Annotated in this window: 18 protein-coding genes; 10 read left to right on the forward strand and 8 right to left on the reverse strand. The window is 55.4% G+C overall.

What is annotated here, in order from left to right; translation table 11 throughout:
- The 7 genes from ftsQ (at position 1) to mutT (ending at position 8,328) form a co-directional block, all read left to right on the forward strand.
- A complete protein-coding gene (gene ftsQ, locus L3069_RS03645) occupies positions 1–843 on the forward strand; it encodes a cell division protein FtsQ (protein WP_003856342.1) in 843 nt (280 codons plus the stop codon).
- Positions 840–2,096, forward strand: a complete 1,257-nt coding sequence (gene ftsA / locus L3069_RS03650; protein ID WP_003856340.1) for a cell division protein FtsA — start codon at positions 840–842, stop codon at positions 2,094–2,096. Before ftsQ ends, ftsA begins: the two co-directional genes overlap by 4 nt.
- Positions 2,097–2,158: 62 nt before the next feature.
- Entirely contained in the window at positions 2,159–3,310 is a 1,152-nt protein-coding gene (gene ftsZ / locus L3069_RS03655) for a cell division protein FtsZ (RefSeq protein WP_022647048.1), read from the forward strand.
- 101 nt (positions 3,311–3,411) lie between these two features.
- A complete protein-coding gene (gene lpxC, locus L3069_RS03660) occupies positions 3,412–4,329 on the forward strand; it encodes a UDP-3-O-acyl-N-acetylglucosamine deacetylase (protein ID WP_003856337.1) in 918 nt (305 codons plus the stop codon).
- A gap of 280 nt (positions 4,330–4,609) precedes the next feature.
- On the forward strand, positions 4,610–5,113 hold the full coding sequence (secM, locus tag L3069_RS03665) for a secA translation cis-regulator SecM (protein WP_032621757.1): 504 nt from the start codon (positions 4,610–4,612) through the stop codon (positions 5,111–5,113).
- A 59-nt stretch (positions 5,114–5,172) separates the two neighbouring features.
- Positions 5,173–7,878 (forward strand): preprotein translocase subunit SecA, encoded by a 2,706-nt coding sequence (gene secA, locus L3069_RS03670; protein WP_022647050.1) that lies wholly within the window; start codon positions 5,173–5,175, stop codon positions 7,876–7,878.
- 57 nt (positions 7,879–7,935) lie between these two features.
- Entirely contained in the window at positions 7,936–8,328 is a 393-nt protein-coding gene (mutT, locus tag L3069_RS03675) for an 8-oxo-dGTP diphosphatase MutT (RefSeq protein WP_032621758.1), read from the forward strand.
- A 34-nt stretch (positions 8,329–8,362) separates the two neighbouring features.
- Here the strand turns inward: mutT and yacG are convergent, their stop codons facing one another.
- Genes yacG through coaE form a run of 3 tightly spaced genes read right to left on the reverse strand, consistent with a single transcriptional unit; the run spans position 8,363 to position 9,930 of the window.
- Positions 8,363–8,557, reverse strand: coding sequence for a DNA gyrase inhibitor YacG (gene yacG, locus L3069_RS03680; protein WP_003856332.1), 195 nt, complete (start codon positions 8,555–8,557; stop codon positions 8,363–8,365).
- Between the two features lie 9 nt (positions 8,558–8,566).
- Complete coding sequence (zapD, locus tag L3069_RS03685) at positions 8,567–9,310, reverse strand: cell division protein ZapD (RefSeq protein WP_038415343.1); 744 nt, start codon at positions 9,308–9,310, stop codon at positions 8,567–8,569.
- On the reverse strand, positions 9,310–9,930 hold the full coding sequence (gene coaE / locus L3069_RS03690) for a dephospho-CoA kinase (protein WP_038415344.1): 621 nt from the start codon (positions 9,928–9,930) through the stop codon (positions 9,310–9,312). The genes zapD and coaE overlap by 1 nt, the downstream gene beginning before the upstream one ends.
- Positions 9,931–10,158: 228 nt before the next feature.
- Here coaE and L3069_RS03695 point away from each other — a divergent pair, with 228 nt between their 5' ends.
- Positions 10,159–11,202, forward strand: a complete 1,044-nt coding sequence (locus L3069_RS03695) for a GMP reductase (RefSeq protein WP_022647054.1) — start codon at positions 10,159–10,161, stop codon at positions 11,200–11,202.
- A gap of 33 nt (positions 11,203–11,235) precedes the next feature.
- Here the strand turns inward: L3069_RS03695 and hofC are convergent, their stop codons facing one another.
- From hofC to nadC, 4 genes are all read right to left on the reverse strand, one after another.
- Positions 11,236–12,420, reverse strand: a complete 1,185-nt coding sequence (hofC, locus tag L3069_RS03700) for a protein transport protein HofC (protein WP_063135787.1) — start codon at positions 12,418–12,420, stop codon at positions 11,236–11,238.
- Positions 12,410–13,789, reverse strand: a complete 1,380-nt coding sequence (gene gspE, locus L3069_RS03705) for a type II secretion system protein GspE (RefSeq protein ID WP_038415347.1) — start codon at positions 13,787–13,789, stop codon at positions 12,410–12,412. Before gspE ends, hofC begins: the two co-directional genes overlap by 11 nt.
- Positions 13,790–13,801: 12 nt before the next feature.
- Positions 13,802–14,239, reverse strand: coding sequence for a prepilin peptidase-dependent pilin (gene ppdD, locus L3069_RS03710; RefSeq protein WP_023299332.1), 438 nt, complete (start codon positions 14,237–14,239; stop codon positions 13,802–13,804).
- Between the two features lie 173 nt (positions 14,240–14,412).
- The gene (gene nadC, locus L3069_RS03715; RefSeq protein ID WP_022647058.1) at positions 14,413–15,306 is read right to left on the reverse strand and encodes a carboxylating nicotinate-nucleotide diphosphorylase; all 894 of its coding nucleotides are present in this window, start codon (positions 15,304–15,306) and stop codon (positions 14,413–14,415) included.
- Between the two features lie 87 nt (positions 15,307–15,393).
- Here nadC and ampD point away from each other — a divergent pair, with 87 nt between their 5' ends.
- Both ampD and ampE read left to right on the forward strand, forming a co-directional pair.
- Entirely contained in the window at positions 15,394–15,957 is a 564-nt protein-coding gene (gene ampD / locus L3069_RS03720; RefSeq protein WP_022647059.1) for a 1,6-anhydro-N-acetylmuramyl-L-alanine amidase AmpD, read from the forward strand.
- Complete coding sequence (gene ampE, locus L3069_RS03725) at positions 15,954–16,808, forward strand: beta-lactamase regulator AmpE (RefSeq protein ID WP_022647060.1); 855 nt, start codon at positions 15,954–15,956, stop codon at positions 16,806–16,808. The genes ampD and ampE overlap by 4 nt, the downstream gene beginning before the upstream one ends.
- An 18-nt stretch (positions 16,809–16,826) precedes the next feature.
- On the opposite strand, the gene L3069_RS03730 is transcribed toward ampE, so the two are convergent.
- Positions 16,827–17,777 (reverse strand): family 43 glycosylhydrolase, encoded by a 951-nt coding sequence (locus L3069_RS03730; RefSeq protein WP_038415349.1) that lies wholly within the window; start codon positions 17,775–17,777, stop codon positions 16,827–16,829.
- Positions 17,778–17,782: the final 5 nt, after the last annotated feature.

Here is a 17,782-nt window from a genome sequence, read left to right on the forward strand (position 1 = left end):
ATGTCTCAGGCTGCGTTGAACACGCGCAACCGCGATGACGAAGAAGAATATTCTTCTTCGCGCCGGAGTAATGGAACGCGTCTTGCAGGGATTATCTTCCTGCTCGGGGTGCTGTGCACCGTGTTTATCAGCGGCTGGATGGTGCTGGGCTGGATGGAAGACGCACAGCGGTTGCCGCTGTCGAAGCTGGTAGTGACCGGAGAGCGTCACTACACGCGTAACGATGACATTCGCCAGTCAATTCTGGCGCTGGGGTCGCCTGGCACCTTTATGACGCAGGACGTCAACATTATCCAGAGCCAGATTGAACGTCTGCCGTGGATAAAACAGGCGAGTGTCAGAAAGCAATGGCCTGATGAATTGAAGATTCATCTGGTTGAATATGTGCCGATTGCGCGTTGGAATGATCAGCATATGGTTGACGTAGACGGAAATTCGTTCAGCGTCCCGAGCGATCGTGTCAACAAGCAGAATTTACCGATGTTGTATGGCCCGGAAGGCAGCGAAAACGAAGTATTGCAGGGTTTTCGTGAGATGGGGCAGGTGCTGGCTAAGGATCGCTTTACGTTAAAAGATGCTGCGATGACGGCGCGCCGTTCCTGGCAGCTGACCTTAACGAATGGCATTAAGCTCAATCTTGGCCGCGGCGACACAATGAAACGTCTGGCGCGTTTTGTAGAACTTTACCCGGTTTTACAGCAGCAGGCGCAGACGGATGGCAAACGGATAAGCTACGTTGATTTGCGCTATGACTCAGGCGCAGCAGTCGGTTGGGAGCCGGCTCCGGTCGAGGAACCTAATCAGCAACAAAATCAGGCACAGGTACAGGCAGAACAACAATGATCAAGTCGACGGACAGAAAATTGGTAGTAGGACTGGAGATTGGCACCGCGAAGGTTGCCGCTTTGGTAGGGGAAGTTCTGCCCGACGGTATGGTCAATATCATTGGCGTGGGCAGCTGCCCTTCCCGTGGTATGGATAAAGGTGGGGTAAACGACCTTGAGTCGGTGGTGAAATGCGTTCAGCGCGCCATCGACCAGGCTGAATTGATGGCAGATTGCCAGATTTCCTCTGTCTATCTGGCTCTTTCTGGTAAGCACATCAGTTGCCAGAATGAAATCGGTATGGTGCCGATTTCTGAAGAAGAAGTGACGCAGGAAGACGTTGAGAACGTTGTCCACACGGCGAAATCCGTGCGTGTTCGCGACGAGCACCGTGTGCTGCATGTGATCCCGCAAGAATACGCGATCGACTACCAGGAAGGTATCAAGAATCCGGTCGGTCTGTCGGGCGTACGTATGCAGGCAAAAGTGCACCTGATCACATGTCACAACGATATGGCGAAGAACATTGTAAAAGCCGTTGAACGTTGTGGCCTGAAAGTTGACCAACTAATTTTCGCCGGACTTGCCGCGAGCTATTCCGTGCTGACCGAAGACGAACGTGAACTGGGCGTCTGTGTGGTCGATATTGGTGGTGGTACAATGGACATGGCTGTCTATACCGGCGGTGCGTTGCGCCACACCAAAGTGATCCCGTACGCCGGGAATGTGGTGACCAGCGATATCGCTTACGCCTTTGGTACGCCACCGAGCGATGCAGAGGCGATTAAAGTGCGCCACGGTTGCGCGCTGGGCTCTATCGTCGGCAAAGACGAGAGCGTTGAAGTGCCGAGCGTAGGCGGTCGACCGCCGCGCAGCCTGCAACGCCAGACGCTGGCAGAGGTAATTGAGCCGCGTTATACCGAGCTGCTCAACCTGGTCAACGAAGAGATTTTGCAGTTACAGGAACAGCTTCGCCAGCAGGGTGTGAAACATCATCTCGCAGCGGGGATTGTATTAACCGGCGGGGCAGCGCAAATTGAAGGTCTTGCGGCCTGCGCTCAGCGCGTGTTCCATACGCAGGTGCGTATTGGTGCGCCGCTGAATATTACCGGTTTAACGGATTATGCTCAGGAGCCGTACTATTCAACGGCGGTGGGCCTGCTGCACTACGGGAAAGAATCCCATTTAAGTGGTGAGGCAGAGGTGGAAAAACGCGTCTCGGTGGGGTCGTGGGTCAAACGACTTAACACCTGGTTGCGAAAAGAATTTTAATTTTTTAAGAGACCGGAGAGAATTAGCGGTCTCGGGCGACAGGCACAACGGAGAGAGAGATTATGTTTGAACCTATGGAATTAACCAACGACGCGGTGATTAAAGTCATCGGCGTCGGTGGCGGCGGCGGTAACGCCGTAGAGCACATGGTGCGCGAGCGCATCGAAGGTGTTGAATTCTTCGCGGTGAACACCGATGCGCAGGCGCTGCGTAAAACGGCTGTTGGCCAGACGATTCAGATCGGTGGTGGCATCACCAAAGGTCTGGGAGCAGGGGCTAACCCGGAAGTGGGCCGCAACGCGGCTGAAGAAGATCGTGAAGCGCTGCGCGCTGCACTGGACGGTGCAGACATGGTCTTCATCGCAGCGGGTATGGGCGGCGGTACAGGTACCGGTGCAGCACCCGTTGTGGCGGAAGTCGCTAAAGATTTAGGTATTCTGACCGTTGCTGTCGTGACCAAGCCTTTCAACTTTGAAGGTAAGAAGCGTATGGCTTTCGCGGAGCAGGGTATCACCGAGCTGTCCAAGCACGTGGACTCTCTGATTACCATTCCGAACGACAAGCTGCTGAAAGTGCTGGGTCGCGGTATCTCTCTGCTGGACGCCTTTGGCGCGGCAAACGACGTGCTGAAAGGCGCGGTTCAGGGTATTGCTGAACTGATTACCCGTCCTGGCCTGATGAACGTTGACTTTGCAGACGTTCGCACCGTGATGTCCGAGATGGGCTATGCGATGATGGGCTCTGGCGTGGCGAGCGGTGAAGACCGTGCGGAAGAAGCCGCTGAAATGGCGATCTCTTCTCCACTGCTGGAAGATATCGATCTGTCTGGCGCGCGCGGCGTGCTGGTCAACATTACCGCTGGCTTTGACCTGCGTCTGGATGAGTTCGAAACCGTGGGTAACACCATCCGTGCATTCGCCTCTGACAACGCGACCGTTGTTATCGGTACGTCCCTTGACCCGGAAATGAACGACGAACTGCGTGTGACTGTTGTGGCCACCGGTATCGGTATGGACAAGCGTCCTGAGATCACCCTCGTGACCAACAAACAGACTCAGCAGCCGGTGATGGATCGTTACCAGCAGCACGGTATGTCGCCTCTGACTCAGGAGCAAAAACCGGCTGCGAAAGTGGTGAACGACCCGACTCCACAAACGGCAAAAGAGCCAGATTATCTGGATATCCCGGCGTTCCTGCGTAAGCAAGCTGACTAAGAATTGGCTGGAATTTGGGGATTTGCGCTCTTTGTGCTAAACTGGCCCACCGTTAGTGATATACACTCTCGGTTGGATAGTTAATTTGGCGAGATTATACGATGATCAAACAAAGGACACTTAAACGTATCGTTCAGGCGACGGGTGTCGGTTTACATACCGGCAAGAAAGTCACACTGACGTTACGCCCTGCGCCGGCCAATACCGGGGTCATCTATCGTCGCACCGACTTGAATCCACCGGTAGATTTTCCGGCCGATGCCAAATCTGTGCGTGATACTATGCTCTGTACTTGTCTGGTGAACGAGCATGACGTGCGGATTTCTACCGTAGAGCACCTGAACGCCGCCCTGGCGGGTCTGGGTATCGACAACATTATGGTTGAAGTCGATGCGCCAGAAATCCCGATCATGGACGGGAGTGCTGCTCCGTTCGTTTATTTGTTGCTGGATGCCGGCATCGAAGAACTGAACTGCGCGAAGAAATTTGTTCGCATTAAAGAGACCGTTCGCGTCGAAGATGGCGACAAATGGGCTGAATTCAAACCGTACAATGGTTTCTCGTTGGACTTCACCATCGATTTTAACCATCCGGCGATTGACTCCAGCACCCAGCGCTATGCGATGAACTTCTCTGCGGATGCGTTCATGCGTCAGATCAGCCGAGCACGTACCTTCGGCTTTATGCGTGATATCGAATATCTGCAATCCCGCGGCCTGTGCCTGGGCGGCAGCTTCGATTGTGCCATCGTTGTTGACGATTATCGCGTACTGAACGAAGACGGTCTGCGTTTTGAAGATGAATTTGTTCGTCACAAAATGCTGGACGCGATCGGCGACCTCTTCATGTGTGGTCACAACATCATTGGTGCCTTTACCGCGTTTAAATCCGGTCATGCACTGAACAACAAACTGTTGCAGGCCGTCCTGGCAAAACAGGAAGCCTGGGAATATGTGACCTTCGAAGACGAAGCTGAACTGCCGCTGGCGTTCAAAGCCCCGACTATGGTCCTGGCGTAACGGTTAAAGCCGTTTCGTAAGAAAAGCGACTGGTTCACCTGGTACTCTCTCCGACCAGGGAAGCCAGTCGTTTTTATTTCTGCCCTTTCTGGATTTGTCTCTCTCACCCCTGGCCTGTGTTGGGTGCCAAATAACGGTGTGTTCGCTGCATTAATGACCGTTTTTACCTGCTGCAAGGTGTCATTCCTGCTGTCGTGTATTGGCTTTAGTGGTAATATCTGGGCGCTAAAAAAGAATAACTGAACTCAGCCTGCACTGGCGGGCGAACGTGGTGGAGCAAGTGAGCGGAATACTGACGCGCTGGCGACAATTTGGCAGACGTTACTTCTGGCCGCATCTCTTATTGGGGATGGTCGCGGCGAGTCTCGGCTTGCCTGTGCTCAGCAACAGCGCAGACGCGGCAACGCCAGCACGTTCCACGACGACCAAGCATGATCTCACCACGCGGGTTAACTTCACTAATCTCGCATGGCTTGAAGCCAACCGTCGTCCCAATTTCTCCGTTGATTACTGGCAGCAACACGCGATTCGCACGGTTATTCGCCATCTGTCGTTCGCGATGGCGCCGCAGACGATGCCTGTTGCTGAAGAAACGCTGCCGGTCCAGGCTCAGCACCTTGCTCTGCTCGATACGCTCAATGCGCTTCTGACGCAGGACAACCAGCCGCCTGTGACCGTGAGTCAGACGGCGCAAACTGCTTTTGTTTCCCCCGCATCCTTCTCTGTTTCGACCTGGATTAGCCAGGTTCACGGCATCCGTGCCGGGCCTCAACGCCTCAGCTAAATTAACCCTTTTTCAATACCTTAATTTATCTGCCCGACTGGGGCGTTTGAGAATTTATTATGCTAATCAAATTATTAACCAAAGTTTTTGGTAGTCGTAACGATCGTACCCTGCGCCGCATGCGCAAAGCTGTGAACGTCATCAACGGTATGGAACCGGCGATGGAGAAGCTCTCTGATGATGAACTGAAAGCAAAAACCGCGGAGTTCCGTGCGCGTCTGGAGAAAGGCGAAACCTTAGAAAGCCTGATCCCGGAAGCCTTTGCCGTAGTACGTGAGGCCAGTAAACGCGTGTTCGGCATGCGTCACTTCGACGTGCAGCTGCTGGGCGGGATGGTGCTCAACGAGCGCTGCATCGCGGAAATGCGTACCGGTGAAGGTAAAACCCTGACTGCAACGCTGCCGGCTTACCTGAATGCGCTGACGGGTAAGGGCGTTCACGTTGTTACCGTCAACGACTATCTGGCGCAACGCGACGCCGAAAATAACCGTCCACTGTTCGAATTCCTCGGCATGACCGTGGGCATTAACATGTCCGGCCTGCCGGCACCTGCGAAGCGTGAAGCCTACAACGCGGACATCACCTACGGCACCAACAACGAATACGGCTTCGACTACCTGCGTGACAACATGGCGTTCAGCCCTGAAGAGCGCGTCCAGCGTAAACTGCACTATGCGCTGGTGGATGAGGTTGACTCCATTCTGATCGATGAAGCGCGTACCCCGCTGATCATCTCCGGCCCGGCCGAAGACAGCTCCGAGATGTACCGTAAAGTCGACAAAATCATTCCACACCTGCTGCGTCAGGAGAAAGAAGACTCCGATACTTTCCAGGGTGAAGGTCACTTCTCCGTGGATGAAAAAGCGCGTCAGGTCAACCTGACCGAACGCGGCCTGGTGAAAATCGAAGAGCTGCTGGTGGCTGAAGGCATTATGGAAGAGGGCGAGTCTCTGTACTCCCCGAGCAACATCATGCTGATGCACCACGTAACGGCTGCACTGCGCGCGCACGCCCTGTTCACCCGCGACGTTGACTACATCGTTAAAGACGGTGAAGTCATCATCGTCGATGAACACACCGGTCGTACCATGCAGGGACGTCGCTGGTCCGATGGTCTGCACCAGGCCGTGGAAGCGAAAGAAGGCGTGGATATTCAGAACGAAAACCAGACGCTGGCGTCTATCACCTTCCAGAACTACTTCCGTCTGTACGAGAAGCTGGCGGGGATGACCGGTACCGCAGATACCGAAGCGTTTGAGTTTAGCTCCATCTATAAGCTGGATACCGTGGTAGTACCAACCAACCGTCCAATGATCCGTAAGGATATGCCGGACCTGGTGTACATGACCGAAGCGGAAAAAATCCAGGCGATCATCGAAGATATTCGCGATCGTACCGCGAAGGGCCAGCCGGTTCTGGTGGGGACCATCTCCATCGAGAAATCTGAAGTGGTGTCTAACGAGCTGACCAAGGCGGGCATCAAGCACAACGTGCTGAACGCCAAGTTCCACGCTAAAGAAGCAGATATCGTTGCGCAGGCGGGTTACCCGGCTGCCGTAACCATCGCTACCAACATGGCGGGTCGTGGTACCGATATTATGCTCGGCGGTAGCTGGCAGGCCGAAGTGGCCGAGCTGGAAAACCCAACCCCGGAGCAAATCGCGCAGATAAAAGCCGACTGGCAGGTGCGTCACGACGCGGTGCTGGCATCCGGTGGTCTGCACATCATTGGTACCGAGCGTCATGAATCTCGTCGTATCGATAACCAGCTGCGCGGTCGTGCGGGCCGTCAGGGTGATGCCGGTTCTTCCCGCTTCTATCTGTCCATGGAAGATGCGCTGATGCGTATTTTCGCCTCTGACCGTGTGTCCGGCATGATGCGTAAACTGGGCATGAAACCTGGCGAAGCGATCGAGCACCCGTGGGTTACCAAAGCGATTGCCAACGCCCAGCGTAAAGTAGAAAGCCGCAACTTCGACATTCGTAAGCAGCTGCTGGAATATGATGACGTTGCCAACGACCAGCGTCGTGCAATCTATACCCAGCGTAACGAACTGCTGGACGTGTCCGACGTGAGCGAAACCATTAACAGCATTCGCGAAGATGTGTTCAAAGCCACTATCGACGCGCACATTCCACCGCAGTCTCTGGAAGAGATGTGGGATATCGAAGGCCTGCAGGAACGTCTGAAAAACGACTTCGACCTCGAACTGCCAATCAAAGAGTGGCTGGACAAAGAGCCTGAGCTGCACGAAGAGACCCTGCGCGAGCGTATCTACGAAACCGCGCTGGACGTCTACAAGCGTAAGGAAGAAGTGGTTGGCGCTGAGATGATGCGTCACTTCGAGAAAGGCGTAATGTTGCAGACCCTGGACTCCCTGTGGAAAGAGCACCTGGCGGCGATGGACTACCTGCGTCAGGGTATCCACCTGCGTGGTTATGCGCAGAAAGATCCGAAGCAGGAGTACAAGCGTGAATCCTTCTCCATGTTTGCTGCCATGCTGGAGTCGCTGAAGTATGAAGTCATCAGCACTCTGAGCAAAGTTCAGGTGCGTATGCCGGAAGAAGTGGAAGCGATGGAGCAGCAGCGTCGTGAAGAAGCTGAGCGTCTGGCACAGATGCAGCAGCTGAGTCATCAGACCGATGAGAGCGAAGCCGCAGCGGCAATCGCAGCGCAGACGGGCGATCGTAAAGTCGGTCGTAACGATCCGTGCCCATGCGGTTCCGGCAAAAAATACAAGGCGTGCCACGGCCGCCTGAGCTAAGAACATAACAAACCGAAAAGGCGCAGATATCTGCGCCTTTTTTATGGACGTGACATGATGAAAACACTGCAAATTGCTGTCGGGATCATTCGCAACCCGCAAAACCAGATCTTCATTACCCAACGTGCCGCCGATGCGCATATGGCCAACAAATGGGAATTCCCCGGCGGGAAAATCGAATCAGGTGAAACGCCGGAGCAGGCGCTGGTGCGTGAGCTTCAGGAAGAGGTGGGGATCACCCCGCTTGACGCAACGCTATTCGATAAGCTGGAGTACCAGTTTCCGGACAGGCACATCACGCTCTGGTTCTGGCTGGTGGAAAACTGGGAAGGTGAGCCATGGGGAAAAGAGGGGCAGCCGGGTAACTGGATTGAGCTTCAGGCCAGCGATGCGGAAAAATTCCCGCCTGCCAATGAGCCTGTGATCCTCCGGCTGGTTGCACAACCGTAGGCCTGCTAAGCGAAGCGCCAGCAGGCTTTGAACGTTACTGCTGGTTTTCGCTCCAGTCATCGCTATCCGAGAGATCGCCTTCGCTCGGAATGCGTTTCTCTTCCGCCGCCCATTCGCCCAGGTCTATAAGTTGACAGCGTTTGCAGCAGAATGGGCGAAATGGACTCACTTCTCCCCAGACGACAGTTTTCCCACAGGTTGGGCAGTTTACGGTGGTTACGTCAGACATCGGCACTCCTTAACAACAGGCCAGTTCAAAATCGAGGCGTTCCGGCACGGTGCCATGCTCACTGTCCAGCGGCATAAAGCGGATCGCGAAACGGCTTTTATGTCCGGAAATTTGCGGGTAAAGCTGCTCGCCAAGAGAGAGATTCAAACGCAGAAGATCGGCGTCGTCGCCGTTATCCTGATAAAAACCGTTGAGACTGGTCTGCTTGCGGAACGGGGCAGAGTGACGCACAAGATCGAGGATCAGGGATAACGTTTGATTCATCGGCTCCAGACTGCCCATCCAGCTGTTTACCTGGCGATCGCGCTGTTCCTGCGGCATGTGCAGCCACATATGCAGCGTTGGAAGGTCAAAGCTACAGCAACCGCCCGGTATGCTCAGACGCTGACGCACCAGCGCAATCAGACGGTCCTCGCGTAAAAATTGTCCAACGCGCGGCGCGGCCATCAGCGTCGCGCTGCTGTTTTTTAGCTGCTGGCGTAAAGCGTCAATTCGACTTTTATCTACGCCCGGTACTTCGGCCCAGGCCTGTAATTTACGCTGCTGGCGCTCCAGCTCTTTCAACAGCTCAGTGCGGACATCGCCGCGTTCAATCACATCCAGCAGATCGCCCACGTTGCGGAAAAAATGCAGCGCGGTGGCATGATCGTTGACGGGCAGATGTTGTGAAAGTTGTTGAATAAGAAATTCTATGCGTAGCCAGGTACGCATTTTTTCGTTAAGCGGATGCTCAAAAAGGATATGAGTCGACATTATGGTTTTTCCTGTGCAACGGCCTGCGCGGCGAAGGTCAGATACTTCGCGTGCAGACGAGCAACATCCGATGCAATGGCATCTGGTGCGCCGTTATTATCAATAACATCATCCGCAACGGCGAGGCGCGCTTCGCGCGTGGCCTGTGCGGCAAGAATTTGTTCAGCATGCTCGCGTGAAACATGGTCACGCGCCATGGTTCTCTGGATTTGCGTTTCGCGGGAAACGTCAATCACCAGCGTTCTGTCCGCCTTATTCTGTAGCTGATTTTCCACCAGTAACGGGATCACCCACAACACATAGGGCGAACTGGCTGCGGCAATCTGACGCTGAGTTTCATGGTGGATAATGGGGTGGAGCAGGGCATTAAGCCAGGCTTTTTCCGCCGGATCGGAAAATATGCACTCACGCAGCTGCCGACGATTCAGGGTGCCGTCAGCCTGTATCACACGGCGACCAAAATGCGCTTCGATGGCGTTTAAGGCGGGTGTATTGGGTTCTACCACCTGACGGGCAATGATATCGGCGTCGATAATCGTGATGCCGAGACGAGCAAACGCGTGCGCAACGGTGCTTTTACCACTACCGATGCCGCCGGTTAATGCGACGATATACCCCATTAAATCAGATCCTGGGAATTATTCAGTTTTAAAATCAGTTGCTTAAAATTCAAACTTACAACAGCCAATGTTTAGCTCTCTTTACCCGCTTTTTACCAGGTAAATTTATAGGATTGTAGCGTAAAAAAAGAGAATTTCGCAGTCTTGCGGAGCAGGTATTAGTGCGTATGATAGCGTCACTGGAGTTGTGCTTTTAATATATTTGCCTCTAACCCCAGGAATCCGCACATGCGTATTGAAGAAGATCTGAAGTTAGGTTTCAAAGACGTTCTTATCCGCCCTAAACGCTCTACACTGAAAAGTCGCTCAGACGTTGAACTCGAACGTCAATTCACCTTTAAGCATTCCGGTCAGACGTGGTCTGGCGTGCCGATTATCGCGGCCAACATGGACACCGTCGGGACCTTCGAGATGGCGACCGCGCTGGCGCAATTCGACATCCTTACTGCGGTACATAAACACTACAGCCCTGAGGAGTGGAATGCGTTTGTCGCCTCCGCCTCGGCTGACGTGGTGAAGCATGTGATGGTCTCGACCGGTACGTCTGATGCAGATTTTGAGAAAACCAAACAGATCCTGAACGCCAATCCGGCGCTGAATTTTGTCTGCATTGACGTGGCAAATGGTTATTCCGAGCATTTCGTCCAGTTCGTCAGCAAGGCGCGTGAAGCCTGGCCAACCAAAACCATCATCGCGGGCAACGTGGTGACCGGTGAAATGTGTGAAGAGCTGATCCTCTCCGGGGCCGACATTGTGAAAGTAGGCATTGGCCCGGGGTCCGTTTGCACCACGCGCGTGAAAACCGGTGTGGGTTATCCGCAGCTGTCTGCGGTAATTGAATGCGCTGACGCCGCGCACGGTCTGGGCGGCCAGATCATCAGCGACGGTGGCTGCACCATGCCAGGCGATGTGGCGAAAGCCTTCGGCGGCGGCGCGGACTTCGTGATGCTCGGCGGCATGCTGGCCGGCCACGAAGAGAGCGGCGGTACCGTGGTGGAAGAGAACGGTGAGAAATTCATGCTGTTCTACGGAATGAGCTCTGAATCTGCGATGACCCGTCACGTGGGTGGTGTCGCGAAATACCGTGCGGCGGAAGGCAAAACCGTTAAGCTGCCACTGCGTGGCCCGGTCGAAAACACGGCGCGCGATATCCTCGGCGGTCTGCGTTCTGCCTGCACCTACGTTGGGGCTTCCCGCCTGAAAGAGCTGACGAAACGCACGACGTTTATCCGCGTTCAGGAGCAGGAAAACCGTGTATTTAATAGCCTCTGACGGCTACGGCTGGCGCGCGTCCGTGCGCCAGCATTACCCCGCGCTCATTGCATCCCCCAGATGGAAAATTGGCAGATACATCGCCACCACCAGCGTGCCAATAATCAGACCTGTCACGACCAGTAGCAAAGGCTCAAGAAGCGCCGCCAGATTGTCTGCCTGCTGAAATGTCTGTTCCGTATGATGGCGGGCCAGATTCATCAGCATCACATCCAGTGAACCCGACACTTCTCCGGTGCGAATGAGCTGAATACACAGTGGTGTAAAAACAGAGGCCTTCTGGAAGGAGGACCACACGGGCATCCCCTGTTCGATATCGCTGCGTATCTCACGGAGTTTCTCCTGCCAATAGCCACTCTCAACGGTCTCCTCCACACTCTCCACTCCTTGTAAAAAAGCAATTCCAGCCTGCTGGGTTAATGACAGCACGGTAAAAATTTGCCCCAGTTTTTGCCCACGCATCAGCGTGCCCATCACCGGTACGTGTAATAAGACATACTGCCAGCGCGGATGCCGCCGCAGCTTACAGGCGATGACAACCATTGCCACGAGCAGGGCCAAAAGGGTGAGCATATGCGCCTGAACCAGGGCCGCCAGCCCCATGACTGCCTGCGTGAGCAAAGGGAGCGGGGTGTTGAACGTTTTGTAGATTGCAGCAAACTCAGGCAACACCAGCGTGACCATCGCCAGCACCACGAAAACGGCCAGCGTCAGGATGATCAGCGGATAGCGCAGCGCTTTCTTCACCTTTGCACTGAGCTGCTGCTGGGATTTTTGCTGCAGCGCAAGCTGACGGCAGCAGGCTTCGAGCTTACCCGTCAGCTCACCCGTCTTCACCATCGAGACATAAAGGGGGCTAAACACCTCTGGCCATTTCTTCATGGCCTCTGACAGGGCGCAACCTTCGCTCAGGTCATCAGCAAGACTGTGCAGCAGCGCCTGCCAGTGCTTCAAAGGATGCTGTTCCGCCAGCATGTGCAGGCTTTGGGACAGCGTGAGTCCGGCCTGTAGCAGCGTGGCGAGCTGGCGAAAAATATCGTAGCAGTGTTGCACCTGCCATCGGTGTCGCTGCTGGCAGCGTTTTAGCGCCAGCGGGTGCAGCTGTTTAAGCACCAGAGCCGTGTAAGCTGCGTTACGGTCGATGGCCCAGAGGGTGCCGGTTTGCACCTCCCCCTCGGTGGTCAGGGCACGCCAGCGCCAGAGCGAATTAGCAGCCATCGGGCATTCCCAGGACGCGTAACAGCTCTTCGAGCGTAGTCAGCCCTTGCTCTACGGTCATGCAGCCGTGCTCAAACAAAGAGGTCATTCCCGCCTGACGAGCGCTTGACCCAATCACCTCCGTGCTTGCTCCGCTGGCGATGGCCTGCCGCAGCGTGTCGTCGATGACGAGCACTTCAAAAATGGCTACGCGACCATAAAAACCGTGGTAGCAGCGCTCGCAACCGGTGGGTTGCCAGCGAGGAAGCGGCCGGGGCCACAGCGTGCGAGGTAATTCGGTGTGGCGGCTGGCTTCCTGTCGGCAGTACGGGCATAAACGACGCACCAGCCGCTGGGCAATCACCATCGAGAGCGCCGAAGAGATCATCCAGCGCGCGACGCCCATCTGTTGCAACCGTACCAGCGTTTCAGTCGTCGAATTAGTATGAAGGGTGGACAGCACCAGATGCCCGGTTTGCGCCGCCTTAATGGCAATTTCTGCCGTTTCGCCGTCACGAATTTCACCCACCATAATGATGTCAGGATCCTGCCTGAGCAGGGCACGCAGCACGCTCTGGAAGGTCAGCCCCGCGCGCGGATTAATCTGCGTCTGGTTTAAGCCTGCAAGCGGGATTTCAACGGGATCTTCCACGCTGCAAATATTAACGTCAGGGGTATTTCGCGCCTGTAACGCACTGTACAGCGTCACCGTTTTCCCGCTACCGGTCGGGCCGGTGACCAGAATCAACCCCTGAGGGCTGTTAAGCGCCCCGGAAAAACGGGCCTGCTGGTCTGCACTCATCCCCAGCAGTTCAAGCTCCAGAGCCTGCTGTACCTGGTGAAGCAGACGAAGCACGATTTTTTCTCCACCGCTACAGGGAAGGGTTGCGATACGAAAAGAGACGGGGACGCTTGCCAGCTCCACCGTAAACTGACCGTCCTGCGGCAGGCGGCGCTCCGCAATATCCAGTTGGCCCAGCACCTTCAGGCGTGCGGCAAGCGTCGTACCGAGGGCGGCGGAAACCGGCGGTTGCGGGTAGAGAACACCGTCGATTCGCAAACGGATCTGGTAGCCGTGCTCCGTCGGTTCAATATGGATGTCAGAAGCCCGCTGGTTCACTGCCTGCTGCAACGTTGTACTGAGCACGTCAGCGGCTGAGTTTGGCGCTATTCCCGGCAGGTGTGATGATGAGAGGGACTGAAGCCGTTTTTCCATCCGTTCGGCCGTCCAGCACTCAATATCAATACGTTTCTGCGTGGCGAAGCGTAACGCTTCCATCAGCTCAGAGGCAGGATTACCCACCACCGCAATGCTGATCATCTCGGTGTCGCTTGCGAGTAGCAGTGCGTGATGGCGCTGACAGAGCGTCATAAGCTGTTCGGTGTTCATTGTCCACTCCTGTCAGTTGTTGTCGAAGCGGAAAACATCTTCACAGGCTTGTCTGAGCGCCGTGTCGGACGCAATGTTGCAGGCACGCGTCCAGCCCGTCATACCGTTACCGTCGCTCCAGATCGGTGTCATGAGCACTTCAAGTCCGTTAAGGCTTTCCTGCCCTGTTAACGATACGACCCCCTTCGCCACGCTCATCGCTGAAACGTAACGCGTGGTTGTCGGGGAGGGGATGCCATTGGTTCCTGCGTCGCAGCGATCCACACCACCACGATCCAGGGCGCAAAGCTCAATAGCGGTGCGGTAGGGGATGAACGTTTGCAGCATATCGGTGAGCGCTGCTTTTCGCAGGTAGTTCTGATAAGCCGGGATGCCAATCGCGCTCAGGATGGCAATAATGCCAATGACCACCATTAGCTCAATCAGGGTAAATCCTTGTTGTCTGTTCATATCTGCTCCTTACGTTAAGTGGCGCTACTGTGGCAGTACCGGCGCGCAGAAACGAGGGGCAAAAGCGCGAACGTGAAAGGGCTTTCAGGGAAATGATTCAGTGTTGCAGAGAAGGACAGCGTAATTGCGAGCGGTTTCGTATTTCCCCTCTCCGGGGGAGAGGGGAAGATCAGTTATTTGAAGCGCATCGAGAGGTCCAGGGCACGTACGTGCTTGGTCAGGGCGCCAACGGAGATATAATCGACGCCGGTTTCAGCAAATTCGCGGAGGGTGTCGAACGTCACGTTGCCGGACACCTCAAGCTGCGCCTGGCCGTTTGTGCGTTTGACCGCTTCACGCATCTGCTCCGTGTCGAAGTTATCGAGCATGATGATGTCAGCCCCCGCTTTAATGGCCTCGTCCAGCTCATCCAGCGTTTCCACTTCCACCTCAACCGGCACATCCGGATGCAGCCAGAAGGCTTTTTCCACGGCCTGACGTACCGAGCCAGAGGCAATAATGTGGTTCTCTTTGATCAGGAAGGCATCGGATAGCCCCAGACGATGGTTGGCGCCACCGCCGCAGAGCACGGCGTATTTCAGCGCGGTGCGCAGGCCCGGCAGGGTTTTACGGGTATCCAGCAGCTGCGTGCGGGTGCCTGCCAGCAGGTCAACGTAGCGGCGTACTTCACTGGCAACGCCAGAGAGCGTTTGCACAAAATTGAGCGCGGTGCGTTCACCGGTCAGCAAGACGCGGGACGGGCCGTCCAGCTCGAACAGTGGCTGATTTGCCGTGACCGCATCTCCGTCCTCAACGTGCCATGTTACCTGCACCTCGTCGCCCGCCAGCTGGGTAAAGACCTCCTCAACCCAGCGTTTACCGCAGAAAACCCCCGCTTCGCGGGTGATGACTACCGCGTGCGACCGTGTCTCTTTTGGCAACAATTGGGCGGTAATATCGTTATCGGCGCTGACGTCACCGCCGAGGTCTTCTCTCAGGGCATGGGCAACGCTTGCCGGGATATCACTATTAATACGTTCCAGAAGCGCGTCACGTCGGTGGTCGGGGTTATAGCGGCGAGGCGGCATGATAAAACTCCAAATTGGTAACGAATCATAATATTGAAACATGCTACTCTGAACCGAGTAACAGCACCATAGATAAGGAGTTCCAGCATGTTGTTAGAAAACGGATGGCTGGTGGACGCGCGACATGTACCGTCGCCGCACCACGATTGCCGCCCGGAGGATGAAAAGCCCACACTGCTGGTGGTTCACAACATAAGTCTCCCGCCAGGTGAGTTTGGCGGTCCGTGGATCGACGCGTTATTCACAGGAACGATAGATCCCGATGCTCATCCTTACTTTGCTGAGATTGCGCATTTGCGCGTATCGGCGCACTGCCTGATCCGCCGTGATGGCGAAGTGGTTCAGTATGTTCCTTTTGATAAGCGAGCCTGGCATGCCGGCGTGTCGATGTATCAGGGGCGCGAGCGGTGCAATGATTTCTCCATTGGAATTGAACTGGAAGGAACGGACACCACGCCTTACACCGATGCGCAATATCAGAAACTGGTTGCTGTGACGCAAACTTTAGTGGGGCTTTATCCCGCCATTGCAGACAATATTACGGGGCACAGCGACATCGCCCCCGAAAGAAAAACCGACCCCGGCCCGGCGTTTGACTGGTCCCGGTTTCACGCCATGCTTACCACGTCGTCAGATAAGGAGATAACATGACGTTGTTTACCATGCTGCTGGTTATGATCGCCGAACGCCTGTTTAAACTCGGCGAGCACTGGCATCTGGATCATCGGCTGGAAGTATTATTCCGCCGGATCAAGCATTTTTCTATGCTACGCACGCTGCTTATGACGGCAGGTGTGATGGTGATTACGTTCCTGTTGCTACGCTCACTTTACGGCCTCTTTTTCAACGTGCCGCTGCTGGTGGTATGGATACTGCTGGGCGTGTTGTGTATTGGCGCGGGCAAGGTGCGTTTGCACTATCACGCGTATCTGAAAGCTGCTTCCCGGGATGATGTCCACGCGCGCGGCGCGATGGCGAGCGAGCTGACGATGATCCACGGCGTACCGCCGGACTGCGATGAACGCGAATTTCTGCGCGAGCTACAAAACGCGCTGCTGTGGATTAACTTCCGTTACTACCTGGCGCCGCTGTTCTGGTTTGTGGTGGGCGGTCCATGGGGACCAGTACTGCTGATGGGCTATGCTTTTCTGCGCGCCTGGCAGACCTGGCTTGCCCGCTATCTTACGCCGCATGAACGTCTCCAGTCCGGCATTGATGCCATTCTGCACGTGCTCGACTGGCTTCCGGTGCGACTGGTCGGCGTGGTCTATGCCCTCATCGGTCACGGTGAAAAGGCGTTGCCAGCGTGGTTTGCCTCCCTTGCAGACCGCCATACCGCGCAGTATCAGGTCTTAACCCGACTGGCTCAATTCTCGCTGGCTCGCGAGCCGCACACGAACAAAGTCGAAACGCCTAAAGCTGCCGTCTCGATGGCGAAAAAAACGTCGTTTGTGGTGGTGGTGATTGTGGCGTTGCTGACGATTTACGGCACGCTGGTCTGACCCAGCGCGCCGAAGCCGTTACAGCGTATCCGCAGGCGGGATGCCAAAATCAGGCATCCCGTTGTCGTCCCAGCGGACGAGCTTCAGGCGAGTGTGGCGATTCGGATCGTAAAGCGGATCGCCTTCAATTTCAGTGTAGTTTCGCGCGTGGTAGACCAGCACATCGTCGCCTTCCGGCGTCTGCGTAAAGCTGTTATGGCCTGGTCCATACTGACGGTTTTCGTAGCTGGTGACGAACACCGGGCGCGGGGATTTATGCCAGTTAGCCGGGTTTTGCGGATCGGCATCTACGTCTATCCACAGTAATCCCATGCAGTAATTCTCGTCGGTGGCGCTGGCGGAATAGCTGATAAATAGCTTATCGCCATGGAACAGCACCGCCGGGCCTTCGTTGACCCAGAATCCGCGGCACTCCCAGTCATATTCCGGTTTACTGAGCATCACCGGCTCGCCTTTCAGCGTCCACGGATTTTCCATTTCACACAGGTAAAGATTGGAGTTACCGGAAATGTCCGGGGCTTTTTGCGCCCACAGATACCAGCGTTTGCCCTGATGCACAAAGGTAGTGGCATCCAGCGCGAAGGTGTCAAACGGGGTTTTGATTTGCCCTTTTTCCACCCATGTACCGGTGAGCGGATCGCGATCTGCGCATTCAATGGCGAACATGCGATGCTGGAACATACCGAGTTCGTCGAGCGCCTGGGTATGTGTGGCGGCAAAGTAGATGTACCACTTGCCGTCGATATGATGCAGTTCCGGTGCCCAGATCAGCTGGCTCATCGGGCCGGTGTCGGGCTTGCGCCAGACAACTACCTCTTCGGCATTGCCTAAATCTTCCAGCGAGTCCGCGCGGCGGATCGCCAGCCGGTCATACTCCGGCACGGAGGCGATAAAGTAATATTGTCCATCGTGGCGCAGGATATACGGGTCGGCGCGTTGTTCAATAAACGGGTTTGGCCAGGTTTGCATTCGGC

Origin of the sequence: Enterobacter cloacae complex sp. ECL411 (assembly GCF_021869665.1) — a bacterium.
GTDB classification, from domain to species: domain Bacteria; phylum Pseudomonadota; class Gammaproteobacteria; order Enterobacterales; family Enterobacteriaceae; genus Enterobacter; species Enterobacter intestinihominis.